The sequence below is a fragment of the Pseudomonas sp. GW821-FHT09A09 genome (genome assembly GCF_059418405.1).
In genome coordinates this window covers 197,618-215,732 of the sequence record NZ_JBWKPU010000009.1, presented here as the reverse complement: position 1 = coordinate 215,732, position 18,115 = coordinate 197,618, and the positions used below count along the sequence as shown (strand labels likewise).

At 61.2% G+C, this 18,115-nt stretch carries 16 protein-coding genes and 1 riboswitch; of the genes, 5 read left to right on the top strand and 11 right to left on the bottom strand.

Annotated features, from left to right (window positions below):
• Positions 1–151 precede the first annotated feature (151 nt).
• The 5 genes from rhlE2 to ahcY form a co-directional block, all read right to left on the bottom strand.
• Entirely contained in the window at positions 152–2,029 is a 1,878-nt protein-coding gene (gene rhlE2, locus AC07OV_RS10710; RefSeq protein ID WP_494996204.1) for an RNA helicase RhlE2, read from the bottom strand.
• Between the two features lie 221 nt (positions 2,030–2,250).
• The gene (locus AC07OV_RS10705; RefSeq protein ID WP_494996203.1) at positions 2,251–3,054 is read right to left on the bottom strand and encodes a substrate-binding periplasmic protein; all 804 of its coding nucleotides are present in this window, start codon (positions 3,052–3,054) and stop codon (positions 2,251–2,253) included.
• Positions 3,055–3,117: 63 nt separating this feature from the next.
• The gene (locus AC07OV_RS10700; RefSeq protein WP_494996202.1) at positions 3,118–4,200 is read right to left on the bottom strand and encodes a hypothetical protein; all 1,083 of its coding nucleotides are present in this window, start codon (positions 4,198–4,200) and stop codon (positions 3,118–3,120) included.
• Positions 4,201–4,278: 78 nt separating this feature from the next.
• Complete coding sequence (gene metF / locus AC07OV_RS10695) at positions 4,279–5,124, bottom strand: methylenetetrahydrofolate reductase [NAD(P)H] (protein ID WP_178920074.1); 846 nt, start codon at positions 5,122–5,124, stop codon at positions 4,279–4,281.
• 171 nt (positions 5,125–5,295) lie between these two features.
• Positions 5,296–6,705 (bottom strand): adenosylhomocysteinase, encoded by a 1,410-nt coding sequence (ahcY, locus tag AC07OV_RS10690; protein WP_010207176.1) that lies wholly within the window; start codon positions 6,703–6,705, stop codon positions 5,296–5,298.
• Between the two features lie 21 nt (positions 6,706–6,726).
• A riboswitch (S-adenosyl-L-homocysteine riboswitch) is annotated at positions 6,727–6,832 on the bottom strand.
• A gap of 199 nt (positions 6,833–7,031) precedes the next feature.
• Here ahcY and AC07OV_RS10685 point away from each other — a divergent pair.
• From AC07OV_RS10685 to AC07OV_RS10675, 3 genes are all read left to right on the top strand, one after another.
• A complete protein-coding gene (locus AC07OV_RS10685) occupies positions 7,032–7,424 on the top strand; it encodes an acyl-CoA thioesterase (protein ID WP_016977737.1) in 393 nt (130 codons plus the stop codon).
• Positions 7,425–7,524: 100 nt separating this feature from the next.
• Complete coding sequence (locus AC07OV_RS10680) at positions 7,525–9,444, top strand: patatin-like phospholipase family protein (protein ID WP_495092192.1); 1,920 nt, start codon at positions 7,525–7,527, stop codon at positions 9,442–9,444.
• 56 nt (positions 9,445–9,500) lie between these two features.
• Positions 9,501–10,388, top strand: coding sequence for a formate/nitrite transporter family protein (locus AC07OV_RS10675; protein ID WP_176996727.1), 888 nt, complete (start codon positions 9,501–9,503; stop codon positions 10,386–10,388).
• Here the strand turns inward: AC07OV_RS10675 and AC07OV_RS10670 are convergent.
• Positions 10,382–11,641, bottom strand: coding sequence for a cation:proton antiporter (locus tag AC07OV_RS10670; RefSeq protein ID WP_494996200.1), 1,260 nt, complete (start codon positions 11,639–11,641; stop codon positions 10,382–10,384). The two genes, AC07OV_RS10675 and AC07OV_RS10670, sit on opposite strands and share 7 nt — an antisense overlap.
• 195 nt (positions 11,642–11,836) lie before the next feature.
• Between AC07OV_RS10670 and AC07OV_RS10665 the strand changes: the two genes are divergently transcribed.
• A complete protein-coding gene (locus AC07OV_RS10665) occupies positions 11,837–12,223 on the top strand; it encodes an MAPEG family protein (RefSeq protein ID WP_176996725.1) in 387 nt (128 codons plus the stop codon).
• A gap of 125 nt (positions 12,224–12,348) precedes the next feature.
• Here the strand turns inward: AC07OV_RS10665 and mltA are convergent, their stop codons facing one another.
• Positions 12,349–13,533: a murein transglycosylase A gene (gene mltA / locus AC07OV_RS10660; protein WP_495092191.1), complete on the bottom strand. Its 1,185-nt coding sequence runs from the start codon at positions 13,531–13,533 to the stop codon at positions 12,349–12,351.
• Between the two features lie 129 nt (positions 13,534–13,662).
• On the opposite strand from mltA, the gene AC07OV_RS10655 reads away from it, so the two are divergent.
• The gene (locus tag AC07OV_RS10655) at positions 13,663–14,112 is read left to right on the top strand and encodes a c-type cytochrome (RefSeq protein WP_176996723.1); all 450 of its coding nucleotides are present in this window, start codon (positions 13,663–13,665) and stop codon (positions 14,110–14,112) included.
• Between the two features lie 6 nt (positions 14,113–14,118).
• Here AC07OV_RS10655 and AC07OV_RS10650 read toward each other — a convergent pair whose 3' ends face one another.
• From AC07OV_RS10650 to metK, 4 genes are all read right to left on the bottom strand, one after another.
• Positions 14,119–14,514, bottom strand: a complete 396-nt coding sequence (locus AC07OV_RS10650; protein ID WP_176996722.1) for a DUF1090 domain-containing protein — start codon at positions 14,512–14,514, stop codon at positions 14,119–14,121.
• Positions 14,515–14,585: 71 nt separating this feature from the next.
• Positions 14,586–16,244: an NAD-dependent DNA ligase LigB gene (gene ligB, locus AC07OV_RS10645; RefSeq protein WP_495092190.1), complete on the bottom strand. Its 1,659-nt coding sequence runs from the start codon at positions 16,242–16,244 to the stop codon at positions 14,586–14,588.
• Between the two features lie 95 nt (positions 16,245–16,339).
• On the bottom strand, positions 16,340–16,690 hold the full coding sequence (locus AC07OV_RS10640) for a hypothetical protein (protein ID WP_176996720.1): 351 nt from the start codon (positions 16,688–16,690) through the stop codon (positions 16,340–16,342).
• A 219-nt stretch (positions 16,691–16,909) separates the two neighbouring features.
• The gene (gene metK / locus AC07OV_RS10635; RefSeq protein ID WP_176996719.1) at positions 16,910–18,100 is read right to left on the bottom strand and encodes a methionine adenosyltransferase; all 1,191 of its coding nucleotides are present in this window, start codon (positions 18,098–18,100) and stop codon (positions 16,910–16,912) included.
• Between the last annotated feature and the right edge of the window lie 15 nt (positions 18,101–18,115).

Here is an 18,115-nt window from a genome sequence, read left to right as displayed (position 1 = left end):
CGATAGCGGTGTGTCAGTTGAAGCATATCTCACTGATGCACCGCTATCGCAGGCAAGCCAGCTCCCACAGAAAAGCCCATTTGATTTTGCTCAATCGAAAAAAATGCCCCGCATCTTTCGAGGCGGGGCATTTTTTATGGGGCTTTGAAAATCAGCGGTTGCGGGTCAGCAGCGCTGGCTTTTCACCACGAGGACGGCCCGGCAGTTGATCCAACTGCTCAGGTGTCGGGAAGCGGTCTGCTTTCGACTCCTTGTGGATGATCTTCGGTGCCGGGCCGCCGCGTGGGTTCTGCACGGCTGGCTCGGACGAACGCGATTGGTCGTCACGGGACGGGCGGCGGTTGCGCGAGTCTTCGCGACGGGCCTGGCCGTCACGCGGTGCACCGTTGCGTGGGCCGTTGCGTTTACCTGGCGGGGTACCGGTGGTGCCGCCGCTGCTGTTGCGCGGACCGTTCTGACGGCCACCTTGTGGCTGACCGCCACGTGGCGCGCCTGCACCCGCACCTTGTGCCGGGGCACCTGGGCGGCGGCCACGGCCTTGGGCTGGCTTGGCCTGGGGCACATAATCGACGCGGTTACCGAAGTTATCCACGTCGTCGTCCAGGAACTCGTCCGGGGCGCGGTCGGCTGCGGCGCGTGGCGGTTGGCTCGGCTGGCGCTGTTCGCGGGCCGGGGTGCCTTCACGTGGTTTTTGCTCACGGGCCGGGCGTTCGCCACGGCTGCTGGAGGCGGATTTCTCCTTGCCCTTGTCTTTGCCCTTGTCGCGACGACCACCGCCACCACCGCCGCCGTTCGGGCCATCGCCCTTCGGACCGCGTGGGTTGCGCGGGTTGCGCACGTCCGGACGTTCGCGCGCTTCTGGCTTTTCGGCCTCCACGGCGCTGGCATCGAAGCCCATCAGGTCGCCGTCGGCGATTTTCTGCTTGGTCATGCGCTCGATGCTTTTCAGCAGTTTTTCTTCGTCCGGTGCAACCAGGGAGATGGCTTCACCCGAACGACCGGCACGGCCGGTACGGCCGATACGGTGCACGTAGTCTTCATCGACGTTTGGCAGCTCGAAGTTGACCACGTGTGGCAATTGGTCGATATCCAGGCCGCGGGCGGCGATATCGGTGGCGACCAGGATGCGCACGGTGCCGGCCTTGAAATCAGCCAGGGCCTTGGTGCGTGCGTTCTGGCTCTTGTTGCCGTGGATGGCGACGGCGGTGAGGCCGTGCTTGTCCAGGTACTCGGCCAGGCGGTTGGCGCCGTGCTTGGTGCGGGTGAACACCAGCACCTGTTCCCAGGCGCCTGCGGTGATCAGGTGAGCCAGCAGCGCACGCTTGTGGCTGGCGGCCAGGCGGAACACGCGTTGCTCGATGCGCTCGACCGTGGTGTTCGGCGGCGTGACTTCGATGCGTTCCGGGTTGTGCAGCAGCTTGCCAGCCAGGGCGGTGATGTCCTGGGAGAACGTGGCCGAGAACAGCAGGTTCTGGCGTTTGGCCGGCAGGCGGGCGAGGACCTTTTTCACGTCATGGACAAAGCCCATGTCGAGCATGCGGTCGGCTTCGTCCAGCACGAGGATTTCCACGTGGGACAGGTCGACGCTGCCTTGGCCGCACAGGTCGAGCAGGCGGCCAGGGCAGGCCACCAGCACGTCAACACCGCGGGACATGGCCTGAACCTGCGGGTTCATGCCGACGCCGCCGAAGATGCAGGCGCTGACGAACTTCAGGTCGCGGGCATACAGCTTGAAGCTGTCGTGCACCTGAGCGGCGAGTTCGCGGGTGGGGGTCAGGACCAGTACGCGCGGTTGGCGCGGGCCGTGACGCTGGGATTTGTCCGGGTGACCATTGGGAAACAACCGCTCCAGGATCGGGAGGGCGAAGCCGCCGGTTTTACCAGTACCTGTCTGAGCCGCAACCATCAGGTCGCGACCTTGCAACACGGCGGGAATGGCCCGCTGTTGCACCGGAGTAGGCTCGGTATAGCCCGCTGCCTCGATGGCGCGGACTAAAGCCTCGGAGAGACCGAGGGAAGCAAAGGACATGAGTAATCCTGTTTTAGTTAGGGCTTGGCCCAGAGGGATAATCTTGCCGGGCGTGAATGACGCTTAGGGGAGCGTTATCCCGTCCGGTCCTGCTGCGTCTGGCGGGCACTCCACCGGCTCGCGCGGGCTGAAAGCTGCGCAGTAGCGGGGTTGGGTGCCTTTTTCAAGACCTCAGCGGCCGGGCGTAAGCCTGGCGGAAAGGCCGGAGTATAACAGAGCAATCACGGTGCGCTGCTTTCCTGCTGCTCAACGGTGTGTTCGGGGGCGGGTATCGAAGCCGTTGGAGTGGGGCTACCGCCGTATTTTTCGCTCAAGGCGGCGTAGGCGGGCTCTTGTTTGAAGCGTTTGAGCTCGGCAGCAAAGCGTTGCACCAGCAGGTCCATGCCCGCGCCACGGCGTACTGCCAGGAATTGCTGCTGGCGGCTGACCACCATGGGCGCCTGGCTGACCTTGCCCTCCAGGCCCAGGGCCTTGATCACATGCTGACCCACGCGGCGGTCGGTGATCACCAGATCAATGCGGCCCAGGGACAACTTGCCGAAGTTGGCCTCGTGGCTGGGAGCCGGCTCGTGATTGAACAGGGTGGATTCCCTGAACGCCTCGCTATAGAGGTAGCCCGGTGAGGTGCCGACCGTGAGGCCGCGCAGGTCATCAAGGGTTTCGGCGGGGTGAGGGCGCTCGTTGGCGTAGTACAGCGCGAACTCGACTTCCGACAATGGCTCGCTGGGGTAAAGCAGCAGGGCATCGCGGTCGTGGCTGTGGAAAATATCCAGCGCGCCATCGGCGTGGCCCTGGTCGAGCATCGCCAGGCAGCGTTTCCAGGGCAGGAACTGCCATTCCACATCGACCCCCAGACGCTGGAACACGATCACCGTGGTTTCGTAGTCCAGCCCGCGCATGGTGCCGTTGTCGTCGTAGACGTAAGGCGCCCAGGGCTCGGTGACAATGCGCAGTTTTTCGCCATAAGCGGCAAAGCTCAGGCAAGTGAAAAGCGCAGCGGTCAACAGCTTGAGAAGAACGGGCATGCCCTGAGGTTACGACGCTCCTGCCTTAAAGAGAAGCTCTGGCACACGCATTGGCGGGTAGTCTTATTTGGCCGGTGCGTCCATCAGATGCTCGTGGATGGCATTGCGCCGCTCGCCCAGAATCAGGCGCACCACCGGGTTGGCGAACCAGTGCTCCAGTTGGTGTGCGTCAATCGGCCGCTGCTGGCGCTCTTCCTGGTTTTGTCGCGCTTTGTCCCACCAAACCGGGCCACACGCCTGGTCGAATTCATTCTCGTGTTCGTAGCAACCGTAGAGGATTTCGCGGATGAACTGCTGCTGGTGCTTGGGCAAAAGCAACGTGATCATCTTGTACATCAGGCGCTGCAGGCGTGGTGGACGTGGCAGGTGCGAGGACACCTGGCGGGTGTCGGCCATCGCCAGTTCGCTGGTAGGGTCGGCCGCGTGCTTGGCGATCCACGCCTTGACCTTGGCGCGAAACAGCTGCTTGCGGCTCCAGTAGTGGTGGATCAGGTCCGGGCACTCGCGCACGTTGACGGTACGGTAGGCGGCGATGGACAAGCAGAACTCTTCCAGGGTGTAGGCGCCCTGGGCATGGGGGAACAGCTCGTCCATCAACTCGATCGAGCGGTCGAGGATGTGTGCGTCCTGCTGCGTCAGGCCCATGACGCCGGAGTTGAGGGTCATCATGTCATCGTCGGCCACGCCCATGTCCAGCAAACGCTGGTGCAAGGCGGTATAGAGGATGCTTTCGTGGTTGTCGCCGTACTTGGTGTAAAAGGCGTTGCACAACAGGGTGCCGGGCTGCACGCGCTCGAACAGGGCCATGGGCGAGTGATGGAAGAAGGTGTCGGTGTCGATCAACAGCGCGACCGGTGATTCTTCCAGCACTTGGCGCAACACCACGTGCTTGGTGCGGAAGTGGTAGCCGTGGGGCTCGCTCCAACGTTTGCGCGTGGCCTCGTCCAGTGGGCGTACGCGCACGGGCAGCAGGCGATAGGGCTCGGGGTTGTCGCTGAATACCTGGATATCAAGGGCCGCGTCCGGGGTTTCCTGCAGAAAGGCCAATGCGCTGGCGATGCTGAAGACCGCTTCCTGGTGGTAGGTCTCGGAACCGAAGACCAGGTAGACCAATTGCGGGCGGGAAGTCGAAGGCGCTGTGTTCATGGACTGCAGGGTTCCGTGGGCATTTAAAACGACAAAGGCCCTCGTCGAAACGAGGGCCTTGGTACAGCCAGACAACCCTTAGCGTGGCAGCTTGAGGTTGTTCCAGATGGCAAGGCTGGGTTCAGCCTGGTTCAGGGTATAGAAGTGCAACCCTGGCGCGCCACCTTGTAACAAACGTTCACACATTTCGGTGATGACCTGTTCGCCGAACGCCTGGATGCTCTTGACGTCGTCGCCGTAGGCCTCCAGTTGCTTGCGCACCCAGCGTGGGATTTCAGCGCCGCAGGCGTCGGAGAAGCGCGCCAGCTTGCTGTAGTTGGTGATCGGCATGATGCCCGGCACGATCGGGATGTTGACGCCCATGGCCCGTACACGCTCGACGAAATAGAAGTAGCTGTCGGCGTTGAAAAAGTACTGGGTGATGGCGCTGTCGGCGCCGGCGTTGGCCTTGCGTACGAAATTGTGCAGATCGTCTTCGAAATTGCGCGCCTGGGGGTGCATTTCCGGATAAGCCGCGACTTCGATGTGGAAGTGATCGCCGCTTTCTTCGCGGATGAAGCTCACCAGGTCATTGGCATAGCGCAGCTCGCCGCTGGCCATACCCATACCGGACGGCAGGTCGCCACGCAGGGCAACGATGCGCTTGATGCCGGCTTGCTTGTATTGAGTCAGCAGGCCGCGCAGGTCGGCTTTGCTGTCGCCCACGCACGACAAGTGCGGAGCGGCGGGAACTTTGACTTGGCTTTCCAGCTGCAGCACGGTGTTGATCGTACGGTCACGGGTCGAGCCGCCGGCGCCGTAGGTGCAGGAAAAGAAGTCGGGGTTGTAGCTGGCCAACTGAGTGGCAGTCGCCATCAGTTTTTCATGCCCAGCATCGGTCTTGGTCGGGAAGAACTCGAAGCTGTAGCGACGGTCTTGGGACATGGTCGTATCCTTGGAAACTCAAAGGCCTGTAAGACGTGCGCAATCCCTGTAGGAGCTGGCTTGCCGGCGATGCAGGCACCTCGGTGGCGCAGCAAAACCGAGTTGAAGCCATCGCCGGCAAGCCAGCTCCTACAAGAGCCCGCCTCCAGAAGGAGGCGGGCAGCAGGCAAATCAGTAGCGGTAAGCGTGAGGCTTGAACGGACCTTCAACGGTCACGCCGATGTAGTCGGCCTGGGTCTTGGTCAGTTGGGTTACCACGCCGCCGAAGCCGCGGACCATTTCCAGGGCCACTTCTTCGTCGAGTTTCTTCGGCAGTACTTCCACGGTCAGGCGCTCGGCTTTCTGGGCAGGCGACAGGTCGGCGTATTTCTGGCCGAACAGGAAGATCTGGGCCAGCACCTGGTTGGCGAACGAGCCGTCCATGATGCGGCTTGGGTGGCCAGTGGCGTTGCCCAGGTTAACCAGACGGCCTTCAGCCAGCAGGATCAGGTAGTCGTCGTTCTGCGGGTCGAAATCGCCAGCGCCGGTACGGTGAACCTTGTGTACCTGTGGCTTCACTTCTTCCCATGCCCAGTTCTTGCGCATGAAAGCGGTGTCGATTTCGTTGTCGAAGTGGCCGATGTTGCAGACAACAGCACGCTTCTTCAGGGCTTTGAGCATGTTCGCGTCGCAAACATTCACGTTACCGGTGGTGGTCACGATCAGGTCGATCTTGCCCAGCAGGGCCTTGTCGATGCTCGCTTCGGTGCCGTCGTTCTGGCCATTGATGAACGGCGAAACCACTTCGAAACCGTCCATGCAGGCTTGCATGGCGCAGATCGGGTCAACTTCGGAAACTTTAACGATCATGCCTTCCTGACGCAGAGACTGGGACGAACCCTTGCCCACGTCACCGTAGCCGATCACCAGGGCTTGCTTGCCCGACAGCAGGTGGTCGGTGCCGCGCTTGATGGCATCGTTCAGGCTGTGACGGCAGCCGTACTTGTTGTCGTTCTTGCTCTTGGTCACCGAGTCGTTGACGTTGATGGCCGGGATTTTCAGCTCGCCCTTGGCCAGCATGTCCAGCAGGCGGTGAACGCCAGTGGTGGTCTCTTCGGTCACACCGTGGACGCGGTCCAGAATCTGTGGGTACTTCTTGTGCAGCAGCTCGGTCAGGTCGCCGCCGTCGTCGAGGATCATGTTGGCGTCCCATGGCTTGCCATCTTTGAGGATGGTTTGCTCCAGGCACCACTCGTACTCTTCTTCGGTCTCGCCTTTCCAGGCGAATACCGCGATACCGGCAGCAGCAATGGCGGCGGCGGCCTGGTCTTGAGTCGAGAAGATGTTGCAGGACGACCAACGCACTTCGGCACCCAGGGCAACCAGGGTTTCGATCAGCACGGCAGTCTGGATGGTCATGTGGATGCAGCCGAGGATCTTGGCGCCTTTGAGCGGCTGCTCAGCGGCGTACTTGCGACGCAGGCCCATCAGGGCTGGCATTTCGGATTCGGCGATGAAGGTTTCGCGACGGCCCCAGGCAGCGAGGGACATGTCGGCGACCTTGTAGTCGTTGAAATCTGCAGGCGTGTTTACTGCGCTCATGAAGAGCCTCCATTCGTAGTGTGCGAATGGGCGCCGTTGTGCGTTTAGTATCCAGCTGGCTAAGCAGGCCGGACAACGCCCCATCCGAGCCTGACAGGTTGAACCTGCTGCAGCGCCCCTCGGACAGGTGGCGGGAGAACGGTATCAACTGAAGATGACCGTTTTGAAGCGGGGGCGATTATAGCCGTCTGGTTACGCGTTCTAAAAGCCTTTCCGTCGGCCATATGAAGATCGCACATGGGGTTGATAGACAATGGCTCATAGAGCTCGGGCGCGGGCTCTGCCATGATGTGCCCCATCATTCGGCAAGACGCTTTGGAGTGACCATGAACTTCCACACCCGCAAATGGGTAAAACCCGAAGACCTCAACCCCAACGGCACCCTGTTCGGTGGCAGCCTGCTGCGCTGGATTGACGAAGAAGCGGCCATTTACGCGATTGTCCAGTTGGGCAACCAGCGTGTGGTGACCAAGTACATCTCCGAAATCAACTTTGTCAGCGCTTCGCGCCAGGGCGACATCATCGAGTTGGGTATTACGGCCACCGAGTTCGGCCGCACCTCCATCACCCTGACCTGCGAAGTACGCAACAAGATCACCCGCAAAAGCATCCTGACCGTGGAAAAAATGGTTTTCGTCAACCTCGGTGAAGACGGCCTGCCAGCACCGCATGGCCGTACCGAGATCAAGTACGTGAAGGACCAGTTCCAGGACGAATAACCCCAACGACGGTTTGATTTGCTTTACCAAATCATTCCGCCTGGATCTTTCTCAGGCTCTCTCATCACACAGGACCACAACCTGTAGCGAGAGCCTGTGTATGAAAGTGTCCAACTCCCCTGTCCAAATCCGCCCCCCGTTGCCTCAAACCGTCGACCAGGACGTCAAGACGCCTCTGGTCAAAGATGTAGGGCCGCGCAAGTTGAGCCTCTATCGTTATAGAGATGGGCGAGTGCAGGTGAGCGTGTCTCCGTCGCCGCCCAGCCACTTGGTGCCCAGCGGTGGTGGCGCCAAGGGCATTGCGTTTCCGGGGATGGTGCAGGCGCTGGAGGATGGCAAGAAACTGCAAGGCATGAAGGTGATTTCCGGCTCATCCGCCGGCGCGATTTCCGCGACCTTGCTGGCCAGCGGCATGGGCGCCAAGGCGTTCGGCGAGCTGTCGAACAGCATCGACCTGCCAAGCCTGCTCAATAGCAACGATCCGGTGACCGCTTGGTTGCAAGGCGTCAGCACCCACCTCGGCAAGCTCGCCGGTCGCTTGCCTGGGCCTGCCGGCAACATCTCCCAATTGCTGCTGACGTTGCTGCCGCGCCTGCGAACCGAGGCCTCCCCCCTGGAAGAGATGATGCGCAGCGAGTCTCGCAAATCGATCCTGGTGCATATTGCCGAAATGCCAAGGGCTGCTCGGCCCGCTGAAGTCATGAAGATCGCCGACAGGCTGAGCGCCGGTGATGCGCCGACCTTTCGCGACCTTGAAGTGTTAAGCCGTCATATTCCGGCGATCAAGCAACTCAATATCACCGGCACCGGCATGTTCGACGGTCGTCCGCAATTGGTGGTGTTCAATGCCAACCTCACACCGGACATGGATATCGCCCGCGCCGCGCGCATTTCAGGCTCGCTGCCGGTGGTGTTCAAGAGCCCTCAAGAACAAGGCCATGGGTTTCAGGAAGCGGCTGAAGTTACTGCGTTCCAGGACGGTGGCTTGCTGGCCAACACGCCCGCGCCCGGCGTGGTCGGCTCGTCGCTGTCGCTGGGCCCGTTGAGCAAGCCTGAGTCGCTGGTCGTCAAGTTTGAGTCCGAAGAGGCAGCGCCGAAAAAAAGCGGCGGGTTTATCAGCCACATCGTCGATAAAGTGACCGGCACCCCACATGCCGCTGCTGGGGCTTATCAAACAGAACGGCTCAAGGCCTATAGCGACCAGACGGTGACATTGCCGCTGCACACGGACAAAGGCGATTTTCGCGGCCTGCTCAACGGCACCGTCAACTTCACCATGACCCCCGAACAGAAACAGCACCTGCAGGCGAAGGCTCATCAGGCAGTGGCTGCGCATTTGGACAAACGTGAGGTGGTCCGCGAGCAGTATCCGTTTGCTTCATTGGAGAGCGCAGTGCTGGCGATGGACGATGAAATGCTGGCCAGCGTGAGCGATCAGTTGGCGAAGGACCCGGCGGGTGCGGATGTGTTGCTGTTTCACAAGGGGGCGCTGCAGGCGTTGCGGGTACTGGATGTCGCGATTACCGAAGCGAATCAGGCCAGCGATACCCTGAAAATTACGCCGAAACTGGCGGCGGCATTACGTAACCTGGATGCGCTTGCCCGTCGACCTGAGCATGTTGAGTGGCTGGGGAAGCGTCTGAATGCGCCGGGTCAGCACAACTTCCAGCAACTGATGCAGGTGGCTCAAAAACCGGCGTCAGCCACCGGAGAGCCCCTCTCGAGGGTGATGACCAGTGCTGTCGCCGAAATGAAGCGGCGCGATATCGCGGTGAAAGCTGAAAACTTCACACGAGAGGTCATCTACCCGTCGCTGTACCGCCCGGGTCAGCCGGCGTCCAACGTTGAATTGCTGCAACGCGCCGCGCGGGACCTGGGCGAAGCCACCACCCCCGCCGAGTTCAACCGCGTGCTGGATGTCATCATTGAGCATTACAAAGCGCGCAATAAACCCTGGGGCAAGCCGTTCAGCTCGACCACTGTGGAAATGGCCAAGGCCTGGCGTATACCGGGCCACTGAACAGCTGTCGTCGCGGCGTGTCGTAGCTACAGGCACCCCTCGAGCGCTGAACGATCATGGCTACTGAAGAAGACGGCAAGACCCCCAACCTGTCGCAGGAAGAGCAGCAGGACGTGGACAAGAACCAGCCACCCCGCGCGGCGGTCCTGCATGAAATCATCCGCACCCAGGGCGACCAGGAACTGGAGCGCAATGTCGCGGCGCTGTGGTGGTCGGCGCTGGCGGCCGGCCTGACCATGGGCTTGTCCCTGATGGGCATGGGACTGCTCAACTCACGGTTGCCGGACGGTGAGGAATTCAAAGTCATCGCCAGCTTCGGTTACTGCGCGGGGTTCCTCGCGGTGATCCTGGCGCGCCAGCAACTGTTCACCGAAAACACCCTGACCGCCGTTCTTCCTGTGATGAGCAAGCCGACATTGGCCAATGCTGGCCGGTTGCTGCGCCTGTGGACGGTGGTGCTGGTGGGTAACCTGTGCGGCACCTTGCTGGTGGCGTACGTGATGCTGCATCTGCCGATCTTCGACACCAAGACCGACATGGCCTTCCTCGACATCGGGCGCAAGGTCATGGAGAACGACCCCGGGCAGATGTTCGCCAAGGGCATTGTCTCTGGTTGGATGATTGCCACCATGGTGTGGATGATCCCGTCGATGGAAAGCGCCAAGCTGTGGATCATCATCTTGATCACCTACTTGATGGCGCTGGGGGACTTCACCCATATCGTCGTGGGCTCGGCGGAGGTGTCCTACCTGGTATTTGCCGGCGAATTGCCGTGGAAGGACTTCTGGCTGGTGTTCGCCGGGCCGACGCTGGCGGGCAACATCATTGGCGGCAGCTTTATCTTTGCGCTGATCAGCCACGCGCAGATCCGCAGTGAAAACAGTCTGCCGGGCAAGAAGGCTGCGGACCCGAGGCATCCGCAGCCAATCAGCAAGGATCAGTGAGCGTCAGGCGTAGCCTGGGGTTCGTCCCGGGTCACGCGTTTGACCAGCTTGCCGATGCTCAAACCCTGCAACAGGATCGACGACAGCACCACGATATAGGTGATGCTCAGCAGCAGGTCACGTTCCGGGCCCAGCGGCAGGGCCAGCGCCAGTGCTACCGAGACGCCGCCGCGCAAACCACCCCAGGTGAGAATACGGATGGTGCCCCGTGGCACCGTGCGCCAGCGGCGCAGCAACAGGATCGCCGGGGCGACGGTCAACAGGCGCGAGAGCAGGATCGCCACTGCCAGCAGGCTGGCGGCGAACACATGCAGCCAGTTGAACGGCAACAGCAACAACTCCATGCCGATCAGGGCGAACAGCAGGGCGTTGAGCATGTCATCGAGCAGCTCCCAGAAACCGTCCAGGTAGCGGCGGGTCATGTCGTTCATCGCCAGCTTGCGGCCCAGGTTGCCGATGATCAGACCGGCCACCACCATCGCGATCGGTGCCGAAACGTGCAATTCAGTGGCCATCGCCGAGCCGCCGATCACCAACGCCAGGGTCAGCATCACTTCGATCTGGTGCTGCTCGATGCTCTTGATCATCAGGTACACCAGGTAGCCGATCAGGCCACCAAACACCACGCCGCCAATCGCCTCGTGGGCAAACAGCATGGCGGTGGCGCCCACGGTGGGCGTCTCACCCAGCTGTGCGATGCCCAGCAAGACGGTAAACACCACCACCGCCGTGCCATCGTTGAACAGCGACTCGCCGACAATGGTGGTTTTCAGCGGTTTGGATGCATTGGCGGTTCGTAGCACGCCGAGTACCGCAATCGGGTCGGTCGGGGAGATCAGTGCACCGAACAACAGGCAGTACAGGAAACTCACGTGCCAGCCGAACAGGGCAAAGATGTAGTACGCCAGGCTGCCAATCACCACGGTGGCGATCAACACGCCAAAGGTTGCCAGCAGGCCAATGGGCCAGCGGTAGCTGCGCAGGTCGTTCAGGTTGACGTGCAAGGCGCCGGCAAACAGCAGGAAGGACAGCATCCAGTTCATCAGCAGGTCGCCGAAGTCGATCTGGCCGATCAATTGCTGGATACGTTCTTCGAGGCCGGGGTAGCCGAGGACGCTCAAGCCTTGCAGGATCAGGGAAAACAGCAGGGCCGTGACCATCACGCCTATGGTGGGCGGCAGGCCGATAAAACGGAAGTTCACATAGGTGAGCAGGGTGGTCAGGCAAATGAAGGCGGCGACAAGTTCAAGCATCCGGGGTCCTTGGAAGTGGGGGGTAGACGATCGTTAATGGTGGATGGACCGCAATTGCGGCGGGGGGTTGCAGGCTCTCTGGCAAAAGCCGGATAGAACCTTTGCGCACACCGTCGCTCATAGCGGGTGGGTGCGGCGTGGCTTTATTAGTGCTAAAACTCTAACTCCTGACTAAAACGACAAAAGGAATCAGTGATGACGGTCGCTTTCTGGTGTGTGTTGATCGCAATTTTCCTGCCTTATCTGTGCACGGGCGTGGCCAAGTTCAGCGGCGGCAAGTTCGGGCCACGGCAGAACCACGACCCTCGTGCCTTCCTGGAAACTCTTGACGGGTTTGCCAAGCGCGCCCACAACGCCCAGCTCAACAGCTTTGAAGTCACCCCGGCGTTTGCGGCGGCGGTGATCATCGCGCACCTGGCCGGCACGGCGTCACTGGTGACGATCAATGTGTTGGCGGTACTGTTTATCACCAGTCGCCTCCTGTACATCATCTGCTACCTGGCGGACTGGGCGATGTTGCGTTCGCTGGTGTGGTTTGTCGGCATGGCGTTGATTGCGAGTTTCTTCTTTGTCTCGATCTAAAGATTGACGCAGCCCGATGTGGGAGCTGGCTTGCCTGCGATCGCGCAGTGTCAGCCAGCAAAGATGTATCTGACAGGCCGCCATCGCGGGCAAGCCCGGCTCCCACACGGGTTCGGTGATGTTCTTCAAGTCCCGGCAGGGGCATCGGGTACTTGCGGCAGCGCAGCCCCCTTGGGCCATAGCATCCAGATTTGCCCCTGCTGCTTCATGTTGCCGGCCAGCTCCCCCGCCGCAGCGCCAGTCCCCCAGAACAGATCCGCGCGCACTTCACCCGTAATCGCACCGCCTGTGTCCTGCGCCGCGACGGGCCTTGCGATAGGTGAACCATCCGGTTTAGTCGTCGACAGCCACAGCAAGCTACCCAGCGGAATCACCTTGCGGTCCACCGCCACGCTGTAGCCGGCAGTCAACGGCACGTTCAGAGAGCCGCGCGGGCCTTCGTTGCTGTCGGGGCGGGCACTGAAGAACACATAGCTGGGGTTGCTCGCCAGCAGTTCCGGAATACGTTGCGGATGTGCCTTTGCCCAGGCGCTGATGGCGCCCATGGTCACGTCATCCTTTTTCAACTCGCCTTGTTCCACCAGCCAGCGGCCGATAGGACGGTACGGGTAGCCGTTCTGGTCGCCATAACCGATGCGCAGTTGCCGCCCGCCTGCCAGCTGGATGCGACCTGAGCCCTGGATCTGCAGGAATTGCAGGTCCATCGGGTCTGTCAGCCAAGCGATCGGCTTGGCACTGGAGCCTTGGCCATTGATGGTGCTGGCATCGTCATAGGGCTTAAGTACACGACCTTCCAGGCGCCCGCGCAGGCGCTTGCCCTTGAGTTCCGGGTAGATGCTTTCGAGGTTGACGATAATCAGGTCATCCGGCACGCCATACACTGGCACGTTGGCGGTGGCGGTCTTGGTCAGGCTGCCGGGGTAGACCGGTTCGTAATAGCCGGTGATCAAGCCGTTCGGGGTGTTGTCCGCCGAGCGCAAGCCGAAGACATCCAGGCGCTCCTTGAGAAAGCCGCGAACCGCTGCGGCGTTGCCCGGCACGCTGGCTGCAGCGGCACAGGTCGCGCCCCAGACCGGGTCGGCCTTGAGGCGTTGGCAGGCACTGCGCCAGGATTCAAAACCGGCCAGCAAGTCCGTGTCGGACACCGTGGGCAAAGCTTCCCAAGGCGCGCTCACGTAGGTCGCGACGGCATGGGGTTTTACGATTTCATCTTTGCCCGCGTCCTTGCCGCCATCGCAGCCGGCCAGCAGCGCGATCATTGGCAGAGCCCACGCCAGGCGGCGGCTCCAGGCTTTTCGGGTGACATTCATACAAGCACTTCCTGAAGCGATTGCCCGTGCATTGGCGCATTCGGGCAACCCTTATTATTAATAGGGCTATTGGTGTTTACGGGCGGGGCGAGGATACTGGCCGCCGTTTCCCGTGACCTCGAAGCCATCATGACTTTTAAAAGACTGACCGTTGTATTGCTGGCCTGCCTGACGCTGTCCGCCTGTGGCGGTGTCGACCCGAATTCGCCGTTGGGCCAGCGCAAGGCGATCTTCAAGCAGATGCTCAAGACCGGCGAAGACCTGGGCGGCATGTTGCGTGGGCGTATCCCGTTCGACGGTGCGAAGTTCGCTGAAGGCGCGGTCAAGCTCGATGCGTTGTCCCACGAGCCGTGGAAGCATTTCCCGAGCGTGCGTGAGGAAGATCACACCAGTGCTAAAGACAACGTCTGGCAGCAACAGGCACGCTTCCAGGAACTGGCGCGCAACCTTGAAGCGGCCACCGGCGAGTTGGTGATCGCAAGCCAGGTGCAGCCTTACAAGGCCAGCAACCTGGGGCCGGCCGTGCAGAAAGTCGAAGACGCCTGCACGGCCTGCCATAAGCAGTTCCGCGACCACTGACCGGTTTTACTTGTCGAGCTCTTCGACTGCGTCCTGCAGTTCTTTGCGGGACTGGGCGAGCTTGTCCTTGCGCTTGTTGATCTTGTCGGCGTCGCCCTTTTTCATCGCCTTGTCGAGGTCGGCCTGACGGCGGCTGACTTCGTGCTTGGCGTCGAGCACCTTGTTCTCACGCTCCTTCTTCAAGGAAGCATCAGTGCAATTGGCGGTCACTTCGCTCAGGGCTTTTTCCAGGCCGGCTTGCTGTTCGCTGTTGCCGTGGGCCTTGGCTTGATCGATCTGGGTGCTGATGGCTTGGCGCTTGGCGGCACAGCCGGTGAGTTGAGGGGCTTCTTCTGCGGCCAGCAACGGCGTGGCCATGAAACTTGCGACGGTCAACAGGGCAAACGGGGCGAGAAATTTCATGTAGGGCTCCAAGGTCGCAAACGGGTGGCAGGGTGAATTCTGCCGTTGGGTTAAAGAGCGGTGGGCCGGGTTCAAAACCCGTCGATCCCAGCCACGTGTAATGTTTCGGCCAAGGCCTGTACCTGCGGGTCGTGAAAAAAAGCGCTGAGTTGCGCTGCACGCCCTGGGCCGATGCCATCTGCGGCCTGCCAGGCTTTGGTGTCTCGAGCGACCAGGTTTTGCCAGCCGCCGTCCAGGTTGTTGCGTGCCGAGGGCGGTACGCCCAGGGCTTTTAGCCATTGTGCAAAGGGCCGTTGCCGGGCGCTGTGAATGCTGTTGAGCACGCGCGCACGGCTGCGATCACCGAAGCCATCAATGTTAGCAAGCTCTGCCTCATCCAGGGTTAACCAATCGAGAAAGCCTGCGATTAGACCGGCCTGGAGCAATACGTTCCAGGTTTCACGGCCCATATGGGGCAAAGCCAGGCCCTGGTCGCTGCTCATCCAGGTCAGGCGTGCCAGCAACTGCTCCTCGCAGCCCGGATCCAGTTGCCAGCAGCTCAAGGGGTGAAAGTCCCGGGCTTCGGGTACGGTGAGCGGCACCCTTGTCTCGTTCCTCAGGATCACCTGGTCCAGTCGCGGAATTACCTGGCCGGCCAGGCTTATGGACACGTGGTCGCCGGGGCGTATATCCAGCGCCTGCCAGCGCTTGAGGGAGCCGACGCTGACTCGGCTGATCTGCCGGTCGTCCAGCCGCACAGGTTCCAGCTCCAGGATGGGGGTGATGCGCCCGGTTCGCCCGATCTTGAATTGCACCTTGCGTACCAGCGCCAGGGCCTTGGCCGCCGGGTACTTCCAGGCAACCGCCCAGTAGGGTGTGCTGGCCTGCCAACGTTCGGCGGGTGCGTGCACGGCTTGATGCAGCACCACCCCATCGCTGGCGAACGGCAACGGGTGGTTGAACCAATAGCTGCGCCAGTGTGCGGCCTCGGTGAGGGTCTGGAGGGGTTGGCTGTAGCGCTGGCTGTCCGGGAAGCCCCAGCGTGCGAGGGTCGCCAGGCGTTCGGTAAAATCGGGCGGGCCATCCGGCCAGGCCCAGACGAACAAGCCGATACCACCAGCTTCGGCATCGTTCAGTTGGCGCCGGTTCATCAGGCCGGCAACCTTGCTGCGGGCGCTGAGGCCTCCGTTTGCCGACTGCACATGATCAGTGAGGCGCCAATAGAGTTCGCCTTGCAGCACCAGGTCAACAGGTTCCGGGAGATGCTGGACGATGCCTGGGATCTTGCGTGCGGCGGCTGACCAGTCCTGGCCGAGCAGCCCGTCGCCGCGACTGATGAGCTGGCTCAAGCGACCCTGGCGATACACCAGTGTCACCGCCACACCGTCGATCTTGGGCTGGATCCAGACGTTTTGCCGTGTACCGAGCCAGTCGCCGACCGCCGCCTCATCCAGCAGTTTTTCCAGGCCCGTGTGAGCGACTGGGTGACGCACTGTGCCTCGCGAACTCGCCAGCGGGTTGTCAGGCTGGGTTTGAGGAAAACACTGGCGCCATTGGGCCAGGCGACCCCGGGCCTGATCGTACAACTCATCGCTGACAGGCGACTGGCCAAGCCGGTGGTAGCTGTCATCCCATTGACTGACCTGTCTGGCCAGACTGTCGAGTTGAGATCGGGCGTCATCCGGGCACGCTTCGGCCCACGCCAGAAACGGCACCGCATTCAATAAAAGAGCAATCAGAAAACGCATCATGAGCATCCTTGCCCGAAAAGGACGCACAGCCTAAGTGATCCTCACGGCCACAAAAAAGCCCCGACAGCGCGGGGCTTTTTACCGGGTGTTTCTACTTACTTGAACAGACCGCCCAAGGCTTTCACCGGGTCGGCTTTATCGGCCTTGGCTTCCTGTGTTTGCGGCTTGGCGTCGGCTTTGGCCTGGGTCTCAGCGAGTTTGTTGCAACCTTTGTTGATCTGGTCTTGAGCGGCTTTGAAGGCTTTCTCTTTGAGATCGTCCTTGGCGGCCTTGGCAGCATCGATCTTGGCTTGCAGGTCGTTGGCTTGTTGCTGGCAATCGCCGGAATTGCTCACGCCCAGTTTGGACGTCAGTGCACCACCCAGGGCGCTCAGGTCGGCAGCATGGGCCGGCAGGGCGAACAGGCTGAGCAGAAGGGCGGCAGGGGCGAGTGTGGAAATGCGCATGAAAACCTCAATGTTCGATTGCCTGCGCGCATGTCTATCCCGGGCTGGCGCAGGGCAATATCCAAATAAGGTGAAGGGCCCGAGAGGGCGCGGATTCTAGAGGGCCATTATTTGGCCTGCAACTATTGGATCCAAAAAACGTGAAGGTCGTCCCGTAAACGCCAGCCATAAAAAAGCCCTGCCGGGACAACCCGGCAGGGCGTTGTGTACCGCGAGCGATTACAGACCGGCAGCAGTGCGCAGGTCGTTGGCGCGGTCAGTTTTTTCCCACGTGAAGGTGGTGAAGGTGTCGTCGCCGACAGTCTTCTGCGCAGGGGTACGACCGAAGTGGCCGTAGGCTGCGGTTTCCTGATACATCGGGTGCAGCAGGTCGAGCATGGTGGTGATGGCGTAAGGGCGCAGATCGAAGATCTCACGCACCAGCTTCACGATCTTGTCGTCGCTGATCTTGCCGGTGCCGAAGGTGTTCAGTGAGATCGACGTAGGCTGGGCCACACCGATGGCGTAGGAAACCTGGATCTCGCAACGCTCGGCCAGGCCGGCCGCCACGATGTTCTTGGCCACATAACGACCGGCGTAGGCAGCGGAACGGTCAACCTTGGATGGATCTTTACCCGAGAATGCGCCACCGCCGTGACGGGCCATGCCGCCGTAGCTGTCGACGATGATCTTGCGACCGGTCAGGCCGCAGTCGCCCACCGGGCCGCCGATGATGAACTGGCCGGTCGGGTTGATGTGGAACTGGGTGTCCTTGGTCAGCAGCTCGGCAGGCAGTACGTGCTTGACGATCAGCTCCATTACGCCTTCACGCAGGTCGGCGTAGGAAACGTCCGGGTTGTGCTGGGTCGACAGGACAACAGCGTCGATACCGACAACCTTGCCACCTTCGTAACGGCAGGTCACCTGGGACTTGGCGTCCGGGCGCAGCCATGGCAGCAGGCCGGCTTTGCGGGCTTCAGCCTGGCGTTGAACCAGCTGGTGCGAGAAGGTGATCGGTGCTGGCATCAGCACGTCGGTTTCGTTGCTGGCATAGCCGAACATCAGGCCTTGATCGCCGGCGCCCTGATCTTCAGGCTTGGCACGGTCCACACCCTGGTTGATGTCGGGGGACTGCTTTCCGATGATGTTCATCACGCCGCAGGTCGCGCCGTCGAAGCCGACGTCGGAGCTGGTGTAGCCGATGTCGGTGATCACGTCACGAACGATCTGCTCCAGGTCAACCCAGGCCGACGTGGTGACTTCACCCGCGATGATCGCTACACCGGTTTTCACCAGAGTCTCGCACGCCACACGGGCGAACTTGTCTTCAGCAATGATGGCGTCCAGCACCGCGTCAGAAATCTGGTCGGCGATTTTGTCCGGATGCCCTTCAGACACGGACTCGGAGGTGAAAAGGGAGTATTCGCTCATCTCGATGTTTTCCTG

What these genes read in the sequence shown, in the direction of transcription:
- rhlE2 (WP_494996204.1), bottom strand. Translation starts at nt 2,029, where the DNA reads ATGTCCTTTGCTTCCCTCGGTCTCTCCGAGGCTTTAGTCCGCGCCATC.
- AC07OV_RS10705 (WP_494996203.1), bottom strand. Translation starts at nt 3,054, where the DNA reads ATGCCCGTTCTTCTCAAGCTGTTGACCGCTGCGCTTTTCACTTGCCTG.
- AC07OV_RS10700 (WP_494996202.1), bottom strand. Translation starts at nt 4,200, where the DNA reads ATGAACACAGCGCCTTCGACTTCCCGCCCGCAATTGGTCTACCTGGTC.
- metF (WP_178920074.1), bottom strand. Translation starts at nt 5,124, where the DNA reads ATGTCCCAAGACCGTCGCTACAGCTTCGAGTTCTTCCCGACCAAGACC.
- ahcY (WP_010207176.1), bottom strand. Translation starts at nt 6,705, where the DNA reads ATGAGCGCAGTAAACACGCCTGCAGATTTCAACGACTACAAGGTCGCC.
- AC07OV_RS10685 (WP_016977737.1), top strand. Translation starts at nt 7,032, where the DNA reads ATGAACTTCCACACCCGCAAATGGGTAAAACCCGAAGACCTCAACCCC.
- AC07OV_RS10680 (WP_495092192.1), top strand. Translation starts at nt 7,525, where the DNA reads ATGAAAGTGTCCAACTCCCCTGTCCAAATCCGCCCCCCGTTGCCTCAA.
- AC07OV_RS10675 (WP_176996727.1), top strand. Translation starts at nt 9,501, where the DNA reads ATGGCTACTGAAGAAGACGGCAAGACCCCCAACCTGTCGCAGGAAGAG.
- AC07OV_RS10670 (WP_494996200.1), bottom strand. Translation starts at nt 11,641, where the DNA reads ATGCTTGAACTTGTCGCCGCCTTCATTTGCCTGACCACCCTGCTCACC.
- AC07OV_RS10665 (WP_176996725.1), top strand. Translation starts at nt 11,837, where the DNA reads ATGACGGTCGCTTTCTGGTGTGTGTTGATCGCAATTTTCCTGCCTTAT.
- mltA (WP_495092191.1), bottom strand. Translation starts at nt 13,533, where the DNA reads ATGAATGTCACCCGAAAAGCCTGGAGCCGCCGCCTGGCGTGGGCTCTG.
- AC07OV_RS10655 (WP_176996723.1), top strand. Translation starts at nt 13,663, where the DNA reads ATGACTTTTAAAAGACTGACCGTTGTATTGCTGGCCTGCCTGACGCTG.
- AC07OV_RS10650 (WP_176996722.1), bottom strand. Translation starts at nt 14,514, where the DNA reads ATGAAATTTCTCGCCCCGTTTGCCCTGTTGACCGTCGCAAGTTTCATG.
- ligB (WP_495092190.1), bottom strand. Translation starts at nt 16,244, where the DNA reads ATGATGCGTTTTCTGATTGCTCTTTTATTGAATGCGGTGCCGTTTCTG.
- AC07OV_RS10640 (WP_176996720.1), bottom strand. Translation starts at nt 16,690, where the DNA reads ATGCGCATTTCCACACTCGCCCCTGCCGCCCTTCTGCTCAGCCTGTTC.
- metK (WP_176996719.1), bottom strand. Translation starts at nt 18,100, where the DNA reads ATGAGCGAATACTCCCTTTTCACCTCCGAGTCCGTGTCTGAAGGGCAT.